This is a genomic window from Salinispira pacifica (assembly GCF_000507245.1).
Classification (GTDB): Bacteria; Spirochaetota; Spirochaetia; order DSM-27196; family Salinispiraceae; genus Salinispira; species Salinispira pacifica.
Window position 1 is genome coordinate 1568611 of sequence record NC_023035.1, and the last position, 17811, is coordinate 1586421.

A 17811-nucleotide genomic window follows, 5' to 3' on the forward strand; every position below is an offset into this window, starting at 1 on the left:
ATCGGCCAGGGTCCTGGAAAAGAAAGTAGGTAAGATTCCATGAAGATAGAGAAGAAGATTCTTATATTGGCTTTAATTTCGTTTACTGTGGTTTCTGTTATTTTTGCCGATGGCGATCCTATATTCAATCAAAGATATGTAGGAGAATTCTCGGAGGTCATCATTTCAGAATCAGCGGTAACTTATATTAATAAAGCAGGGATACCTGGAATTCCTGAGGAGATAACCGTTTCTCCGTATAGTGTAGTTGAAAAGGATAATGTCCCCTTTGTTGTCGATGCGGAAGGCTCAATCAAATTTCTAGTTCTTCAAAATGATGAACTACAGAAACTCTATATTCAGGATTTTCGGGGGAATATTGCGAATGGTGTAGCTGAAGAAATCTACCGGCCAAGAGCTGAGGATTTTGTAACTCCATGGGACTTGACTGCTTCATCATTTTTGATCGAAGGAGAAACTGAGTATTTACCTGAAAATTTGTCGCGTATTCGCCTAAATGAACCGTGGGTAGAAGGTGTACCAGGAAACGGTATAGGTGAATGGATAGAATTTTCTATGGGACCATTTGAAGGATTTTATCTCTTCAATGGGTTTATTTCTTTCGATAAACCCGACCTGTATACCCGGAACAGCCGGGTGAAAACCTTCAGAGTTTATGACTTAACAGCAGGAGATAATTGGGTTATTGAGCTGGATGATACTCCGAGTCCGCAATTTTTTAGTCTGGAAGGAAGACAGCGCCATAAAATTAGACTCGTAATCGAAGTTGTTTATGAAGGAACTCAGTATGAAGACACGTGCTTAGCCGGAATACTTCTACGGCGAAGGTTCTAACCTCACTTAAGTCCGCGGGTCACCTTTTGTAGCTGCGATCTTGAGCGTGGAATTGTGGATGACCGACATTGCGCAGAGGGATTGGAAAGACAGTGAGGTTCGTGGGAGCGGTACACAGTTATCAGTTCACATAACCGGAACCACTGGTTTTGATGAAAACAAAAGCCTGAAGAGTCGACCGAATGCTGGTTATGTGGCGGAGGGCCGAAAGGCCCGAAGCGCACAGCTGCCATGGAAAGCAGCTGCACATAACCCGCATTCGGTCGAGGTCTGGAGCCAGGGCTGGTCGGCGGCTGTTGCCACCTGCTCGCCCATGCAACCAGGGAAGGCTATCGTCCCTTACTCCCTCAGGCTTTTGTTTAGTTCGCTGATCAGTCAGTTCGCAGATAATTTTGAAGTGCATAATAGTAAGTTCAAGCTGACAAGCTCCCTTTGCGGTCGCTTGCAGCTTAACTCGGGCATTATGCAAGGAAATTGAATTACACTGTGCGTTTGATTGTACGGAAAACCTTAGACGCAGATGATGTCATGTTCTTCCAGTACCCTGGTGTCTGTTTCGAGAAGTTGGAGCATTCTCAAAGCCGGACCCTGCGGCTTATTGCGGCCGGATTCCCATGCCTCAATCGTTTTCGTGGAAACACCTAAGGCTTTTGCAAAGACGATTTGGGAGAGGTTGAGGGTATTTCTAATGGCGCGAATCGTTTCTGCGGTATAGTTGGGCAATGGAGAGATCGTAACGGCTCGCCGTTTTACTCCCTTGAGATTCCCTTTCTGATATTCAATGGCTTCATTCAGCCCAGTCATGATGCTTGAAAAAACGGTATGTGCTTCACTCATCTAACTTTCTCCTCTGCTGAGTCTTCAGCTGATCAACTACGCGTTTAATCTGTTTCTTTTCATCCTGGGTTAGGTTGATCTTGGTCGTTTTACCAAAGCAGGTGACCAGGTATATGGTCTCAAAAAACGCAAAATCAACATACAAAACCCGCGCTCCGCCGCTTTTTCCAGTAGCAGGAAGCGCCCAGCGAAGCTTTCGAAGCCCGCCGGTACCCTGGATTACATCTCCTGTTTCAGGGTTTTCGCACAGAAATGCTTCCAAGTCTCTTTGGTCATTGTCATTCAGCCCGAGTTTTTTCCATTGTGCTTCAAATTCCGGTAAAAAATGAACTCTCTGGTCATATGCTACTATACACCCTACTCCGTAGGGTATCAAGAGGCAAGAAAAGAAACCGTGTATGAAACAGGCTGAACGAGCATACCAATCAGGAATTGGCGCGGATCAGGTCATCCAGGACTTGCAGGATGGTCTTTTTTTTGTTCTCTGGAAGTCTATCAAGTTCCCGCATACGGCGGGTAATCCTCAGGCTGAGGTGGGAATGTGTTTGCTCAATCTCGGTAAGCCCCAGCAGTTGATCAGAGGATATGCCCAGGGCAACAGAAAGGCGGATAATCATTTCATCCGAAAGGCGCACTCTGCCTGACTCATAGGCGGCAACGCTTTCTCTGGTAATTCCCAGCTGCTCAGCCAGGTCATTCTGGGTCAGCCCATTGCCTTTCCTCGCATTGGCAATTCGCTTGCCAATGTCATCGATTGAAACAGGCAGTGGTTTCGGCTGGAATTTTAGCGGCTGTGGCATAAAAAAAGTATACTCTCTTATTGACAAAAGTTACATGAAGTACCAATAAAAATACCAAGAAAGGTATTGACGTACTTTTTGAAGCGTGCCGATTTCGGCAATAAAAAACCCGCTCTTCCTGTTCAATCTTGGCGGATCGCAGAAACAGCGGGCACAAACACAACGAGGAAGCCTCGTCATGAGCTATTGTCCATTCTACACCAATTCCCTTCTTCAAGCTACCAGACGAGTCTCCCCCAAAGACTGGTCGCAAACGTGCCGTTGAGGCTTAGTCTATGCGACCGAAGGAGCACACAATGGAAGGTGTTCAGGTAACCGACCTGTACCAGGCAAGCTATCTGCTGCTATCAGGATGCGAGCTGACGGCCATCGAATGCATCCCCACCGGAGGTGCGGTAAGCTGCGCGTTGAGTTTTCAGGGGGCTGACAGCGCAGCCATGAAGGTGGATCACTGGAGCACGTAGTTGCTACAGAAGGAGTAGCTGTGTAGTGAAGAAGCTCACCGGTAAATGGCTGGAGTATTCCGCAAATGATTTAGCAGCTGCACGGACCTTGTATCAATCTTCAAAACCTTCATTCGAAATAATTGCGTACCATTGTCAGCAATCTGCTGAAAAGAATTTGAAAGCGATTCTGATAGAACACAATTTGACTGTACCGCGCACTCATGGCTTAAAGATTGTCCTTCAGGAAACCTCCAAGATTTCTGATTAATTTTTGGACATGCTCCCTGATTGCAATCGTTTAACAGCGTTTGGTGTGATAAGCAGATATCCGGGTTCGCCCATGACTATCGCAGAAATGATTCGGTGAACTTTGTTGATTTGTTGGGATTTCTTCAAGAGCAAAGCCCTGATTAATGTATCAGACTAATCGTAATGTAGAGCACCAAAATTGACTCTTGCAACCTCCGCTTGATGCCAGCACAAAGCCGGTGTACACTTCTCCTGTCTTAACAGAATTCACATGAAATATTATCCGTAAATTAACCTGTTCCTATTCAAATTTTGAGAGGATTTTCACGGGCGGGCCTGTGCTGAGATGCGGGTGCGTCCTGAATAATTAAGGAGGTAGTTATGAAAAATGCAGGAATGGCAGTATTCGTGCTGTTGACCGCTGCAGTTTTGATGTTCGCAGGATGTGCCGGCGGAGAAGCCGAGCTTGGAAGCGAAGAGAATCCCATCGTATGGTCCTTCGTACCCTCGGGAGAAATGGAGCAGGTAGCCGCTGGTGCCGATGAGATTGCATCTCTTCTGAATGAAGAAACCGGACTGTTTTTCGATACCAACGTGGCCACCGAGTATGCCGGGGTAATTGAGGCACTTGCAGCCGATCCCCCCAGCGCACACATGGCATCCCTTGCCACGTTCTCATATATCAAAGCCGCCGACATGGGCGTGGCGGAGGCCGCTCTGGTTGCAGTCCGATACGGTTCACCCACCTATGCGGGACAGATTATCGCCCGTGCGGATTCTGATATTAACAGCGTAGCCGACCTGAAAGGCAAAACGTTCGGACGTCCCGACCCCCTGTCCACCTCCGGCTGGATTGTTCCCATGCTCACCATGAAGGCTGAGGGAATTGATTATCAGACCGATCTGGAAGAAGTGGTGGACACTGGAAGCCACAACAACGTGGTAACCGCCGTTTACAACGGGGAAGTTGACGCAGGCGCCACCTTCGACGATGCCCGGGGCAACGTGGAAGATGACCTGGAAGATGTCCGGGAAGTTGTGAAGGTAATCGCCACCTCCGCACCCATCCCCAACGACGGTGTACAGTTTTCACCCTCCGTTCCCGAAGAGATCCGCGAACAGATCGTGGAAGCGCTTCTTGCCATCGCCGCAACAGATGACGGTCAGGAAGCTTTGAGCACAGCATACTCCTGGAATGAGCTGATCCGCAGAGATGACAGCTTCTACGATCCTTTCCGACAGACCCTTCAGCGGGCGGGAATGGACGTTGACGACATCCAGTAAATACAAACCGGTTCATTTTCAGATGCGGTCCGGGCGCCATGCCCGGGCCGTTTCGGTTGCTTTCCAGAACAGGATGATGAGACCCATTGAGTATCGCTGAAATGAATATCAATCTAAAAAAACACGCCGAACAACCGGAGGCCGATAGTGCTTGAAATTCAACATTTATCTAAAACATACGACGACGGAACCCAGGCCCTGAAAGATGTGAGCTTTCATCTTGAGCAGGGTGAATTTCTGGTAATTATCGGATTGTCCGGTTCGGGCAAGTCCACGCTGCTTCGCTGCATCAATCGTCTGGTGGATCCCACAGAGGGGGCCATTCTTCTGGACGGGGAGGATGTGGCAGCAGCAGAAGGCAACAGTCTCCGGAACTTCCGCCGGCGGATGGGGATGATTTTCCAGCATTTTAATCTGGTAAAGCGCTCATCTGTGCTCACCAATGTGCTCTCGGGACGTCTGGGCTATGTGAACCCGTGGAAGTCCCTCCTCCACCGTTTTCCGAAATCGGACAGAGACAAGGCGAAAAGCGCACTGGAACGGGTGGGGCTGGAAGCACAGACGCATAAACGGGCGGATGAGCTGTCCGGCGGACAGCAGCAGCGGGTGGGAATTGCCCGGGCCCTTATGCAGGAACCGGATCTCATCCTCGCCGACGAACCGGTTGCAAGTCTGGATCCGGTTCTCGCCCATTCCATCATGGGGTATCTGGAAAAACTGAACAAAGAGGAGAACATGACCGTTCTCTGCTCACTCCACTATCTGGATCTGGTTCAGCGCTACGCAACCCGGGTTATCGGACTGAAGGATGGAAAGGTGGTGTATAACGGCACCGGGGAAGATATCCGCAAAATCACCGATGAAGAGTTTAAGGAAATCTACGGTGAAGAGGCCGTACGGGTCGGCGCCGCCGGTCTGTCGGCAGAAGGGGGTGAAGCATGAGATCCGGCAAACTGGATACCACGGTTATCGCAAGTCCCCTTCCTCCGCTGTTCACCGCATTGAGCTCCTTCATCCTTCCGGGTCTGGGACAGCTGATCAGTCGGCAGGTTCACCGGGGGCTTCTCATGTTCGCCTCCCTGGCAAGCATGTTCGGCATTTTTCTCACCCGCCTCGCCTCAATAGCTTCGGATTACAACGTGGAAGGGGCGGGGAGGATTCTGGGCAAATCATTTCAGCACTACCCGGGCTTCAGTGTGCTGATTATCTTTTCCCTTTCATTGCTGTATCTCTGGATTATTGTTGATGCCTACCGCCTGGCCAGGTACCGGAAGAAACAGAAAAACACCGGCTTCTGGCTGGTTCTCCTGGGCTTTTTCACCCTGGGGCATCAGCTTTCGGAGATTGATATGGTGCGTCTGGTGACCAACTTTCCCGAGGCGTCCCAGAAGATGTCCAAGATTCTCTGGCCCTGGGAAGCGGCGGTGGAATACGATGAGGAGTTGATCCGGGCCTCCGCCCGCATTCTGGTGAGTGAAGAAGGGGAGCTGCCGGCAAACCCCTCTGCTGCGCCGGGAGAGCCGGATATCAGCATAGAACCCCGAAGAGGAAGTCTGGGTACGGTGGATGAAAATTACAACCAGGTTCCCGGTTCCCAAGTCACCATACAGGGCTCGGGTTTCACTCCGAACACCTTCACCGAGATCTGGTGGATTGATGATACCGGCGAAGAGTTCCGCCCCCGGTCTGAAGGAAGATATGTGGGGGCGGTAACCGATGAAAACGGCAATTTCGAGCTCACCATGAACCTGCCCTTTGCCAACACCGTTATCGGTGCCGACGGCGCCGAGTATCACCGCATCGATGCTCGGCAGGTGTTTCAGGTTGGAGCGCCGAAGTTCTCCCGGGATCTGGGGATGATACTCAGCAGAATGCTTGAGACCATCTTCATGGGGATGATGGCCACGGTTTTCGGCATTATCTTTTCCATTCCCATCAGCTTTCTGGCCGCACGGAATATTATGCAGGGCTCAAAGTTCACCATGACTATCTATTATCTGACCAGAATTCTTTTGAACATAGTCCGTTCCATAGAACCCCTGATATGGGCAATTATCGCCGTTGTATGGGTGGGATTGGGACCCTTTGCAGGCATTATCGCCCTCACCATTCACTCCATCGCAGCCCTTGGAAAACTCTATTCCGAGGCCATTGAGGGAATTGATCACGGTCCCATAGAGGCTATCCAGGCCACCGGGGCAACCCGGCTGCAGACCATCGTGTTTGCGGTAATTCCCCAGATGATCAGTCCCTTCGTATCGTTCTCCATCTACCGATGGGACATCAACGTCCGCATGTCCACCATCATCGGTCTGGTGGGAGGCGGAGGTATCGGCTTCCTGCTGGTGCAGTACACCCGGCTTCTGGAGTACGAACTTGCGGGAATAGCGGTGTGGTTTATTGCCATTACCGTGGCAATTCTGGACTACGTATCCGCAGAGATCCGTGCCCGCTTCGTGTAGCCTGGTTCACCTGTTAAGCCCGCCCGCACACAGATTCAGTGCACCCCGGGCCCGGGAGGCACCTGCAGCTCGGTGCGCTGAACATCCTTTTTGATTTTCCGCCGGGAAGGCAGTATTCTTATATGTGTCGCAGCAACCCCCGGCGCTGGCCGTTCCGGGAGCAGGCGCGGAAAAAGTAGGTGAACAGTGGAAACAGGAAAGGTGTACCTCCGGGAAGAAGGGCGCTCAGTTACGGTGGTGCACCCGGATGCCGGCCTTGAGGTGCCAGAACACATCCAAAACAAATGGCAGAACCTGGTGGACCTGATCAGCTCCATTTTCCAGGTACCCTCTTCGCTGGTAATGCGGGTTGATACCCGGAGCATAGAAGTGTTTCTGAAAAGCAGCAATGCCGATAATCCCTACCGGGCCGGGGATAAAGAGGTGCTGGGCCACGGTCTTTATTGCGAAACGGCCATCGGGAGAGATGAAATGCTGGAGATCCCCGATGCGTTGAAAAATATCCCCTGGAAAGATAACCCCGACATGAAGCTGGGGATGATGAGCTATCTGGGGTACCCTTTAAAATGGCCTGACGGGTCGGTGTTCGGTACCATATGCGCCCTGGATTCCAAACCCCGAAATTTCGAGGGCGACATGAAACAGCTCATGGCCGTATTTTCCTCCATCATTGAATCGGATCTGAAAAGCATATATGACTACAGTCAGCTCAACGATGAAAACCGGCGGCTGGATACCATGATCCGGGAAATACATCATCGAATAAAGAACAACCTGAACACCGTGATCTCTTACATGCAGCTGAAAAAAAACGCTTCAGAAGAGACGGTTCAGCAGCTTGTGGGGGACATAGAGGTTCGCATGCGTGCCTTTGCAGGACTTCATGAAAAAATCTATCGTTCCATTTCCCTGAACCCCGACTTCTCCGATTATATTCAAAACCTGGCCCGGGAAGCCTTAACGGCCATGGGCAGGGATGACATCGACCTTTCTCTCAAGGTGGATAACATCACCGGCTCTCAGTTCAGTCTGGATGCGGGCATGGTGGTGGCCGAACTGATTACCAACTCGGTGAAATACGCTCTTCCTGCCGGTGACAGTACCGGCAATCCGCCCGTTTCTGAAGATCTGCGCATATCGCTTGAAATACTGGCGGACCGGGGCCGGGTCCATATGAGGTACAGCGATTACGGTCCGGGGATATCCGATACACACTCCCAGGGCTTCGGAATGGTGATGTTTGAAGGCTTCGCCCAGCGCTACGATGGTGAGTTTGCCCTCTCGGGGGATGCCCAAATTATCTGGGAATTCCGGAACCTTCTGCCGGGGTGAGCAGTTCTCTCTCATATCACTCCCGGGAACCCAGCTGTTGAAGCAGATTCTGCAGCTGTTGGAGGGCCCGGGCGGCATCTTCATACCTGCCTTCCCCTGTGGCTGTTGTGTAGCTGTCGAAGGCCTGTTGGGCTTCACGGATCAGTTCAGAGCTTGGCCGTCCCGATGCGTCTTCTGCAGTTTGGGCGCCTGTTTGGGAGGCATCCTGTGAGGAAGATTGTGAAGCTTCCGCAGCGGCGGGCTGCCCGTTGTCGAAAAGTCCCTGAAGCGCTTCTTCCAGGGTTTCCGCATAGGAGAGGGTGTCTTTGTGCATGAGCACCACCATCCGCAGTTCCGGGTACGCTGCGGTTTCCGACTGTAGATAGATGGGTTCGACGTAAAGCAGGGTGCCGTCCAGGGGAAGTACCAGCACATTGCCCCGGATTACGTTGGAGCCACGCTGATCCCACAGCGAAAGCTGCCCGGACAGGAAACTGTCCTGGTCGATCTTCGTCTCAACCTGCTGAGGTCCCAGCACTCGCTGTTCCTTGGGGAATTTATAGGCAATGAAGTCTCCGTAGTTTTCCGGATCGCTTACCCCGGCAATCCATCCGATGAGAACCTGTTTGTTTTTTGGAGTGTAGGGGAGCATGTTGATAAACTCCGGCCTGTCCGACCCGGGACGCTCCCACATAAAATAGTAGGGTTCAACGGGCATTACATCGCTGTAGTATTTTTCCGTGGCCCGCACCCACAGGTCTTCCTGGTTGTAGAATACTTCAGGATCGGTCATGTGGTATTTGGCGTACACTTCCCCCTGCATCAGGAGAAAATCCGAGGGATAGCGGATATGTTTTTCCAGAGTTTCGGGCATCTCATCCCGGCTTTGAAACAGTTCGGGATAAATGCGCTGCCACACTTTGACCACCGGGTCAGATTCATCGAATATGTACATATTCACTTCCCCGCTGTAGGGGTCGATCACCGCCTTCACCGAGTTGCGCACATAGTTCACGCCCCGGCTTCCCCGGCCGGCAAGGGTGTCCGCCCCTGATTCTGCGAAGCTGGATTCAAATACTCTGGAGTTGAAATGTTCGCTGTAGGGGTAGGATGCCGAGGTGGTGTATGCATCCAGCATCCATTTCAGCTTACCGTCGGCCAGCACGATATAAGGATCCCTGTCGAACTCCAGAAAGGGTGCAACTTCCTGTACCCGGTTTCGGATGTTCCGGTGAAACATTATCCTGCTCTCCGCATCCGGATAACTGGAAAACAGCAGTTTGGTGCCCCCGAATTTGTAGCCGTACATGAATTTCCTGAACAGACCGGAGATTTCCACTCCGCCCTGTCCTTCATAGCTCACATAGCGGTTTGAATCCCCTTCGGGATAATCGAATTCCTCCTCGCTGCTGTTTACGATCACGTAGGAATCGCTTTTTTCTCCGTAGTAAATCTCCGGTCTGTCCACCCTCAGCTCTTCACTTTCGCTCACCGGCGGAATGTCCCGGATGAGCAGGTGGGGCAGTCCGGATGAAGTGAACTCGTTTACCGTGTTCATGGCAATGCCGTAGCCGTGGGTGTACTTGAACCTGCGGTTCACGAAGTTGCGGCTTTGCTCGGGAAGGTTCTCTGTGACCATCTCCCTGGCGGCCACCATGACGGTGCGGTTCTCTCCGTCGATGGTGTAGCGGTCCACGTCAATATCACCAAACTCGTAATACAGACGGATTTCCTGAAACTGTTCATACACAGAGCTCAATGCCCGCCAGTCCCATAAACGGGTGTTGTCGATAATTCCACGGTTGGTCTCCACCGCTTGGGGGGTGAAATCCCCGTCAACGGAGAACTCACGCTCCTGAACCGTGTCCAGGCTGAACGCCTTGCGGGTGAACGCAATATTGTGCTCTATGTAGGGTTGTTCATAGGTGATTTCGTTGGGTGCAACCAGCAGAGACTGCACCAGCCATGGGATCAGTCCCAGGATTATTCCCCACAGGGCAAATAAGGCGGTGAATACCGAGGCCGGAGCCCAGAATGCCCCAGGAAGTTTCCTGGAGCTGAACCGGGAAAGGATGGCCGCACCCTTTCTGCTCAGCTGCCTTCGCAGGCCTGGAATGGAAAGAAGTCCCGCTGCCACTACACCCAGTCCTGCGGCGGCCAGAAGCATGGGCATTCGGATATTCACGCTTGTCCAGCCCGGTCCGCTTACCACACCCTGGGTGTCGAACAGAAGCTCAAAGCGCGTAAGAATGAGGTTGTAGGAGAGCACCAGCAGCAGAAAGACCGATGCTGCAATAATTGCCGTGTACGAACCATCCCGGCTTTCTATTTTATCCGGATCATTCTCTTTATCCGGGCTCTCAGTCCGGTCCCGGTTCGGCGTATTGGAGGCGAAAAGACTATTTCTGAGAAGAGAGAGACCCCGGGGGTTGGCAGACATGCTGCCCAGCAGAACAAAGAACACCGCCAGGGTTATGAGCAGGGCGTAGACGCCCCGCAGGAAGGGAAGGGTGAACAGGTAAAATCCCGCATCAATTCCCAGAATGGGATCGCTAATTCCTCCCGAGCCTCCCCGCAGGAACCTGAGGGCATTTTCCCACTGCCCGGCCCCGATGAACCCGGAAATAAGGGCAGCCGAACCGGCAAACAGAAGACGGTAGGATTTCCGCATGCCGTTCACGGAATGTGCAAAAAGCAGGCTTGCAAGCCCGCCCATGAGAAAGAACGCTGCTCCGGTGACTACCCGTGCGGCGAATTCTGTCCAGAACCGGTCTGTGTATCCCAGGGAATCAAACCACAGTTTTTCTCCCCAGAAATCCATAAACCAGGTGAATACCAACAGAGCCAGTAAAATTCCCACCCCGATTACCGCCGGCCCGGCTTTTTTCTTTCTCACTGCCTGTAAAATAAAAAACCCTCCGGCGGCGGCCGTGAGGGCGAATAGCAATACATACATATATTATCTCCCGTGTGTCCTGCTTTGCGCCTTTCAGCTCCGGTTTACGCCTCTTCCCCTTCCATGGGAAATCCTGCTTCCTTCCAGGCCTTTTTACCGCCGACAAAGTCAAATACATTGGTGAACCCGATATCATCCAGTTTTTTTGCCGCCGTGGGGCTGGCGCTGCATTCGGTGTCCGCACAGTAGACGATTATCTCGTCTTCCTTCTGAAACCGCTTCTTGGCTTCTCCGGCAATCTGGCCGAACTGGATATGTTCGGCTCCGGGAATGTGCAGACGCTTAAACTCCTTCTCGGCCAATACTTCAACCAGATGGAGTTTTTCATTGGAATCAAGTTTCTGTTTCAGTGTTTCAGCATCAATTGTACTATACATGGATCCTCCTTTCGGACTCTCTCCTGCTAACGTAATACCAGAAGCACGGGGATTCAAATTTTCACCGGCATGGCAATACAGGGTAAACGGGTCGAACGGGTGGAGTTGAGCCTGAACAGACGTCAGAACGGCTGTATTTCGGAACAAAACTGTTGTAAACTACCAGTATATGCAGAAGAAGCTTCAGCAGCTTATACATAATCTTGGGCAGCAGACCGAAGGTTTCCGGATTCTCCTCCTCTATTCCAACAGTCTGGAAGATAAGGGAGTCTTTCCCATCCGCAGCATATTGTCGGAGGACTGGGAGGGTGAGTTGCACTCCTATCATTCGGCTGGCCGCAGCAGCGAGCCCTGGTTTCCATTTCTTCGCACTCTGCCGGAACGTCCTGAAAACTTTCAGCTCTATCCCCCTCACAGGGAAATTTGGAAAGAACTGTATGAAAAGGGTTCCTGTTCCCGCCTCCAGGAGGTGCTTCCCGGGGAGTACGGCTATGAGCGGAGCCGTTTCGCAGCCGCCATCCGGGACGGACTCAGCCGGGTAGTATCTCCCGGGGACTGCTATTATATTTCAAACGCTCATTATCTCGGTACGGCTTCGGTGGAACTGATTGAAGAATTGGCGAGAGCCGATGCGGATATGCTTTTGACAATGAGTTTGAATCCCGCACAGTCTCCCGAACTGATGGACCGGTTCGAAGCCATGATGGCCTCCCTTCCCGCTGAACAGGGAGCCATAGTTCATCTGGGACAGTCCCTGATTCTCGAACCGGCGCCTCCATGGAAGCCGTTGTTGAATCTCCCTCCCGCCGAACTGCTTCAGACAGCTGTCACTCTTATGGACTACGACGCCGCCTCCGCTGTTCTGGGCAGTGAAACATCCCCAGCAGCTGCCGAAGATGCGCTTCCTGAAGAGATCTCCCCTTTGGAAGAGTTCCATGCACGGTTGTTTGAGGGCAGAATGCTTTTTGCCGCCGCACAGTATGATGAAGCTCTTTCACTTTTCCAATCCTGCCTGGCAGTTGCCCGGGAACAGGGGGCGGATGACAGAATTGCCCTGGCACACTATGAAATCGCACGGACCCACCTGGAGCGGGAATCCCTGGACCACAGCGATTATGCGGTTCAGCTGGCCCTTCAGTTTGCCCGCCGGGTGAACGATCCTGTGCTGATGTTTCACGGAGATTTTATCCGCTACCGAATTGAAAATAAGCGTCGCTGGAAAAACCCCCAGGAGTTCAAAAGCTACTACATTGATCTTCTGGAACGGGCCCGTGAACTGAAATTCTGGAACAGCTTCGCATATATCAGCATCAATCCTTTCGGACTCTATTCTGACTTTGATCCGGAAATCGCAGGGTATCACAGCCGGGGAATGGACGTATGCCGGGAGCTGGGAAACGATCATCTACTGGCGGTTGCTTACCAGACTGCAGGGATGTCCCATGCGGTTCTGGGGAACTATCAGCAGGTTCTGCCCTTTTATCAAAAAGCACTGGAGATCACCCGCACCCTGGGCAAGCCTCTGGAAATCGCCTATGCCAGCAACGGTCTGGGCTTTTTCAACTATCTCACCGGCAACTATGACCGGGCCCAGGAGTTCTACCTTCAGGCGCTTGAGCTTCTTGAGTCCGGGGAGGACCTTCACGAGGTGGGGATGACCCTGTTTAATATGGGGGTGAATGCTCTCCTGGCCCGGAAATTCCATCTGGCGGCGGAATTGTTTGAAAAGTGCCTTCAACTGCTCAGCCGTCTCGACCGCCGAAATCTGGCCTATCATTCCCAGTTGGGGATTCTCGTGGTGTACGGGATCGCCTGCATCAAATCGGGCAAATGGGCCAAAGCCTGGCAGCTGGGAATTAAAATAGACGAACAGCAGCTTCAGCCGACCCCGAGTAAAAATGAAGAGTTTTTCATGCAGCATCTATTTGAGGCATTTCTTCATGAGGCCATGGGGAGGCGGGACAACGCCTACGCCTCGTGTATGAACGCTGAATCGTATCTTCCCAAAACAAATGACAATATCCGCTACTTTGAACCCTTCTTTTACCTGGAACTGATGGAATTCTGCCGCAGGAATGGAATGGAGCCGGAGTGTGCGCAGGCACAACTGCAGTTTCATCAGGCGGTGGAGGAGCAGGACAACGCTTTTTACCGGAACCTGGAATCCGGATCTGAATCCGCGTCCGACTCCGACTCCGACTCCGACTCCGACTCCGACTCCGACTCCGAAAAAAATCCCCGGGGTGCAGAAATATGGAATCGCCACCCCGACCTGCACTGGATTATCCAGACCGCCGAAAAAGAGCAGCAGATGAGCAAACTCTACTCCCGGATGGAGGAACTTCAGCTGATATCTGACCTCCAGGGCTTGTTTGCCAATGCCTCCCGGGAAATTCCGCTGATTCAGGAACTGGTGGACAGGTCGTTTATGCATCTGAATGCCGATGATGTGTGGTATATCCGCAGCGATCCCGAGACCGGATCGGATCATATTCTATACCACCGTTCGGTGGAAACCGGCCCTCCGGAGGAAGGCGGCCGGACCGTCAACAACGACCGGGGCGCCGGGGCACGGCTCCAGCCGGATCCCCTGGCACGGCGCCTGCCTGAAAACATGCGGCGTTTCCCGGTGGAGGGCCGGAGCGATATCCACGGAAACATTGTGGTGAAATATAATACTGCAATGCGGATCGGAAAGGAGCGGATCCGGCTGTTTTCCATTATTGCAAACCAGCTGGCGCTGGCACTGGACCGCATCCGGCAGTTCGATGTGATCACCCGGCAAAACGAGGAGCTGCTTCATTCAAACCAGTTTTTGAAGAAGCGTTCTCTCAGCGATCCACTCACCGAGGTGGGAAACCGCCAGGCTCTTAAAAATGCCCTGTCACATTACGTTGCCCTTCAGCGCAGAAACCCGGATCAAGCGGTGTTCACCCTTATTTTTCTGGACTTCGATAATTTCAAGTACACCAATGATCTCTTCGGCCACGACTGCGGGGACCGGGTGCTGATATCCGCCGTCCGGCTGATGGAGCAAAGCATCCGTGACAGCGATCAACTGTTCCGCTACGGTGGGGATGAGTTTGTGATCATTTTGCCTGACACCCACCGGCAGGGAGGGGAGATCGTCGGACACAAACTCCTGGGGGTGCTGAACTCCGAAACCCTCCTTTCTCCGGATCAACACCGGCTGCTGAGTGATGAAATGCGGCTTTCGGTGTCCATGGGAATCGTTGAAGCCAGGGATCTTCCGGTTAAGGACCTCACCCCCTCCACACTGCTGGAGACTGCTGACAGCCAGCTGTATGGGGTAAAGAACCGGGGGAAGGATGATTTTGCCTCATATAAAGGAAGAAATTGAAAGGAAGGTGATATGAAAAACATTGATCCTCTGAACCTGCAGCTTGCAGTTTCCCGGGCCCTTTTACAGGGCTGGATGCTTTTAAGCAGCGGCGATTTTCATGCCGGCAGGTTCAATGCCATGACCGTCGGCTGGGGTTTCGTGGGTGCCATGTGGAATACACCCTATGCGGTTGCGGCGGTGCGCCTTTCCCGCCACACCCATGAGTTTCTGGAAAACAGCGATTCGTTCACCCTCTGTGCATTTCCCAAAGAGTACCGGAAGGATCTGGGTTTGCTGGGTTCTGTCTCAGGCCGGGACCGGGACAAGATTGCAGAGAGCTCCCTGCACCCCATTGCCGCACAAAAGGTGGCTTCCCCCTCATATGAGGAAGCGAAACTGTCCATAGAATGCCGGGTTACCTACCGAAACGAAATTCATGAGGCCGGCTTCCGGGATCCTTCGCTCATGCGTCATTACCAGGGTGAAGAATTCCACGCCATGTATTACGGCGAGATCGTGGCGGTTCAGGGTGATTCAGGCTGATATGCTACTCTGCTATTTACAAACAGCCAAAAAACGCGAAAACTATGTATATGAATAGAACCGCTTCCACAGGGACCGTTCGGGGTCTCTTCATGCTGATACCTGCCATGTTGTTCTTTTCGCTTCTGCCGCTGACTGCCCAGACGGTGGAGGGGGGGACGGTAAATCTTGCCGGTCTCTCCACACAGCCTGATTTCGAGATGCCTCTGGACGGAGAGTGGAAGTTTGCCTGGGAGGAGCAGTTTTCCCGGGTTGACCAGTTCGGTTCCTCCCGTATTTCCGTTCCCGCACCATGGGAAGGCCGGTCCGCGGGAGGAATGGACATACCCCGACACGGTTTTGCAAGTTACGGTGTACGGGTCACCCTTGATCCGGACGCACAGCAGCTGGGGTTGAAAGTTGACCGGCCGAATAACGCCTTTAAACTGTTTCTCAACGGAGAACTGGCAGCCCGGCGGGGGATACCGGGACCCGACCGGGCGAGCACCGTCCCCCGTTACGATATTCTACTGGTACCCGTACCTGCGGACCACGACGGCAAGCTGGATATTGTATTCCAGGTGAGCAATTTCCATCAGAATTCGTCGGGACTTCATGGAAGCATGGTGCTGGGTGACTTCGCTACCCTGGAAGCCCGGTGGAATCAGCAGCGTCTGGTGGAAGCCCTCTTTGCGGGTATCGCTCTTGCCATGGCGTTTTATCATCTGGTGCTCTTTCTCTACCAGCCCGGGGAGAAGAGCGTACTCTTTTTCTTTCTCTTTACCATCACCGCTGCATTGAGAATTCTCAGCACCGAGCATATCTATCTTCAGGAACTTCTGCCCTGGCTGAGCTGGGGCGTCACTATTAAAATCGAGTACCTCACCTTTGCCCTCATCGGTATTGCAATGATCAGTTTCCTGAAAAGCATTTATCCCCGGGAGGTTCACCGGAGTTTTCTTTTGGTGATGGCAGCGCTGGCCGGGCTGTATTCCCTGATCATTCTCTTCACGCCGGCCCGGGTTTTTACCAGGTTCATTACCGTACAGCAGCTCATTCTGGCAGTACAAGTGCTGTACATTCAATACGTTGCCATCGCGGCGATTGTGCGGCGGCGAGAGGGGGCGGGGTTTGTTTTGTTTTCCGTACTGGCTCTGCTGGCGGCATTCATCAACGATATTCTCAATGCTCTCCTCATTCTCCAGACCGGATCCCTGCTCAGCGGCGGTCTGCTGCTCTTTTTTATGACCCAATCGGTCTTCCTGGCGAAGAAATTCACCCGGGAAAAACGGGAGAGCGAGAAGCTGAGTACCGGTTTGCGGGAGTCCACGTCCCGCCTTGAAACAGTCTTTTCAGAGATAGCCAGGTCCGGAGATACTGCCGCCGGGGCATCATCTCAGCTTGATGTAAGCCTCCGGGAAGCGGAAGCGAACCTGGGCGGCATGGAGACGGCCATCTCCAGAGTGGACGGCGAACTGGACCGTCAGGACAGCAGCCTTTCCAATGCGAACCGGGTGAACCGTCGGCTCCAGGAGTTTTTCCAGCGGCTTCTGACCAGCTTTGAAGAGCAGAGCGGTGAGGTGCGCCGCTCCATGACGTCGGTGAGCGGTCTCATAGATCAGCTGGACGGACTGTATGGCAGATTTGAAACTCTGGAAGAATCCTTCAGGAAACTCAGCGACAGCAACGACCGGGGGCTTGAGCATCTGGAGGAGATGAGCGAACAGGTCCGTGAAATCAGCATGCGAAGCGAACGGCTTATGGAGACCAACGAACTCATCTCAAACATATCCAGCCAGACAAATCTGCTCTCCATGAATGCCGCCATCGAGGCCGCACATGCCGGAGATTCCGGAAGAGGCTTTGCGGTTGTGGCCGAAGAGATTCGCAAACTCGCCGAGGAAACCGCCGAACAGTCCCGGATTACCGGCGGAGAACTGCACAGCATAAAGGAAGGAATTGAGACTGCAGTGTCCGGTTCAGCTTCCGCTCTGAAAAGCTTTGAAGAGATCCGTACATCCCTGAATGAGTTCTCCGGACAGCTGGGTGAAGTGCGCCGGATCGTGCACGATCAATCGGCGGAAACCGGCGGGATCCGGGAAAACCTGGAAGGGATGGGCCGAAGCAGCGAAAGCCTCCGGGAAGATATGAGCGGACTAAGCGACGAAAGCCGGGAGAGCAGCCAGTCCATGGAAGAGCTTGCCAAAGTGAGTGAAGAAGTCCACGACAGCATCCGGGGCGTATTTCAGCGCATCACAGCGCTGCGCAGCATGCTGGAAGAGGTGAAGGACGCCCAGGGAAGTACGTCCGCCGCCCTGCTCACACTGTTGGACCTCACACGGGGAGAGTAGACGGCGGTTTCAATGCTGCCGCCCGGCTGCTCCTTTTAG

Annotated in this window: 16 protein-coding genes; 11 read left to right on the forward strand and 5 right to left on the reverse strand. The window is 52.8% G+C overall.

The window, feature by feature from the left end:
• Window positions 1–39: 39 nt before the first annotated feature.
• The gene (locus L21SP2_RS17055) at window positions 40–834 is read left to right on the forward strand and encodes an NADase-type glycan-binding domain-containing protein (protein WP_024267794.1); all 795 of its coding nucleotides are present in this window, start codon (window positions 40–42) and stop codon (window positions 832–834) included.
• A 58-nt stretch (window positions 835–892) separates the two neighbouring features.
• Window positions 893–1312 carry a hypothetical protein gene (locus tag L21SP2_RS06965; RefSeq protein WP_041401302.1) on the forward strand — a complete coding sequence of 140 codons (420 nt, stop codon included), beginning with the start codon at window positions 893–895 and terminating at the stop codon, window positions 1310–1312.
• Window positions 1313–1344: 32 nt separating this feature from the next.
• Here the strand turns inward: L21SP2_RS06965 and L21SP2_RS06970 are convergent, their stop codons facing one another.
• Genes L21SP2_RS06970 through L21SP2_RS06980 form a run of 3 tightly spaced genes read right to left on the reverse strand, consistent with a single transcriptional unit; the run spans window position 1345 to window position 2471 of the window.
• Entirely contained in the window at window positions 1345–1671 is a 327-nt protein-coding gene (locus L21SP2_RS06970; protein WP_024267795.1) for a helix-turn-helix domain-containing protein, read from the reverse strand.
• Window positions 1664–2047: a type II toxin-antitoxin system RelE/ParE family toxin gene (locus L21SP2_RS06975; protein WP_244437953.1), complete on the reverse strand. Its 384-nt coding sequence runs from the start codon at window positions 2045–2047 to the stop codon at window positions 1664–1666. Before L21SP2_RS06975 ends, L21SP2_RS06970 begins: the two co-directional genes overlap by 8 nt.
• A 49-nt stretch (window positions 2048–2096) precedes the next feature.
• Complete coding sequence (locus L21SP2_RS06980) at window positions 2097–2471, reverse strand: helix-turn-helix domain-containing protein (RefSeq protein ID WP_041401304.1); 375 nt, start codon at window positions 2469–2471, stop codon at window positions 2097–2099.
• A gap of 296 nt (window positions 2472–2767) precedes the next feature.
• Here L21SP2_RS06980 and L21SP2_RS18565 point away from each other — a divergent pair, with 296 nt between their 5' ends.
• The 6 genes from L21SP2_RS18565 to L21SP2_RS07005 all read left to right on the forward strand — a co-directional run bounded on the left by L21SP2_RS18565 (window position 2768) and on the right by L21SP2_RS07005 (window position 8244).
• The gene (locus L21SP2_RS18565) at window positions 2768–2935 is read left to right on the forward strand and encodes a hypothetical protein (protein WP_024267798.1); all 168 of its coding nucleotides are present in this window, start codon (window positions 2768–2770) and stop codon (window positions 2933–2935) included.
• Between the two features lie 25 nt (window positions 2936–2960).
• Window positions 2961–3185 carry a HEPN domain-containing protein gene (locus L21SP2_RS06985; protein ID WP_053335617.1) on the forward strand — a complete coding sequence of 75 codons (225 nt, stop codon included), beginning with the start codon at window positions 2961–2963 and terminating at the stop codon, window positions 3183–3185.
• Between the two features lie 362 nt (window positions 3186–3547).
• Entirely contained in the window at window positions 3548–4450 is a 903-nt protein-coding gene (locus L21SP2_RS06990) for a phosphate/phosphite/phosphonate ABC transporter substrate-binding protein (protein WP_024267799.1), read from the forward strand.
• A gap of 147 nt (window positions 4451–4597) precedes the next feature.
• Window positions 4598–5392, forward strand: a complete 795-nt coding sequence (gene phnC / locus L21SP2_RS06995; RefSeq protein ID WP_024267800.1) for a phosphonate ABC transporter ATP-binding protein — start codon at window positions 4598–4600, stop codon at window positions 5390–5392.
• A complete protein-coding gene (gene phnE / locus L21SP2_RS07000) occupies window positions 5389–6912 on the forward strand; it encodes a phosphonate ABC transporter, permease protein PhnE (RefSeq protein WP_024267801.1) in 1524 nt (507 codons plus the stop codon). The genes phnC and phnE overlap by 4 nt, the downstream gene beginning before the upstream one ends.
• A 186-nt stretch (window positions 6913–7098) precedes the next feature.
• The gene (locus tag L21SP2_RS07005) at window positions 7099–8244 is read left to right on the forward strand and encodes a histidine kinase dimerization/phosphoacceptor domain -containing protein (protein WP_024267803.1); all 1146 of its coding nucleotides are present in this window, start codon (window positions 7099–7101) and stop codon (window positions 8242–8244) included.
• A gap of 16 nt (window positions 8245–8260) precedes the next feature.
• Here the strand turns inward: L21SP2_RS07005 and L21SP2_RS07010 are convergent, their stop codons facing one another.
• Complete coding sequence (locus L21SP2_RS07010) at window positions 8261–11179, reverse strand: UPF0182 family membrane protein (protein WP_024267804.1); 2919 nt, start codon at window positions 11177–11179, stop codon at window positions 8261–8263.
• Between the two features lie 44 nt (window positions 11180–11223).
• The gene (locus L21SP2_RS07015) at window positions 11224–11556 is read right to left on the reverse strand and encodes a rhodanese-like domain-containing protein (RefSeq protein WP_024267805.1); all 333 of its coding nucleotides are present in this window, start codon (window positions 11554–11556) and stop codon (window positions 11224–11226) included.
• 169 nt (window positions 11557–11725) lie between these two features.
• Between L21SP2_RS07015 and L21SP2_RS07020 the strand changes: the two genes are divergently transcribed.
• From L21SP2_RS07020 to L21SP2_RS07030, 3 genes are read left to right on the forward strand one after another with little or no spacing between them, the layout of a single operon-like run.
• Window positions 11726–14917, forward strand: coding sequence for a tetratricopeptide repeat-containing diguanylate cyclase (locus L21SP2_RS07020; RefSeq protein ID WP_024267806.1), 3192 nt, complete (start codon window positions 11726–11728; stop codon window positions 14915–14917).
• A 12-nt stretch (window positions 14918–14929) separates the two neighbouring features.
• Entirely contained in the window at window positions 14930–15442 is a 513-nt protein-coding gene (locus tag L21SP2_RS07025; RefSeq protein WP_024267807.1) for a flavin reductase family protein, read from the forward strand.
• A gap of 44 nt (window positions 15443–15486) precedes the next feature.
• The gene (locus L21SP2_RS07030; protein WP_081719503.1) at window positions 15487–17772 is read left to right on the forward strand and encodes a methyl-accepting chemotaxis protein; all 2286 of its coding nucleotides are present in this window, start codon (window positions 15487–15489) and stop codon (window positions 17770–17772) included.
• Window positions 17773–17811: the final 39 nt, after the last annotated feature.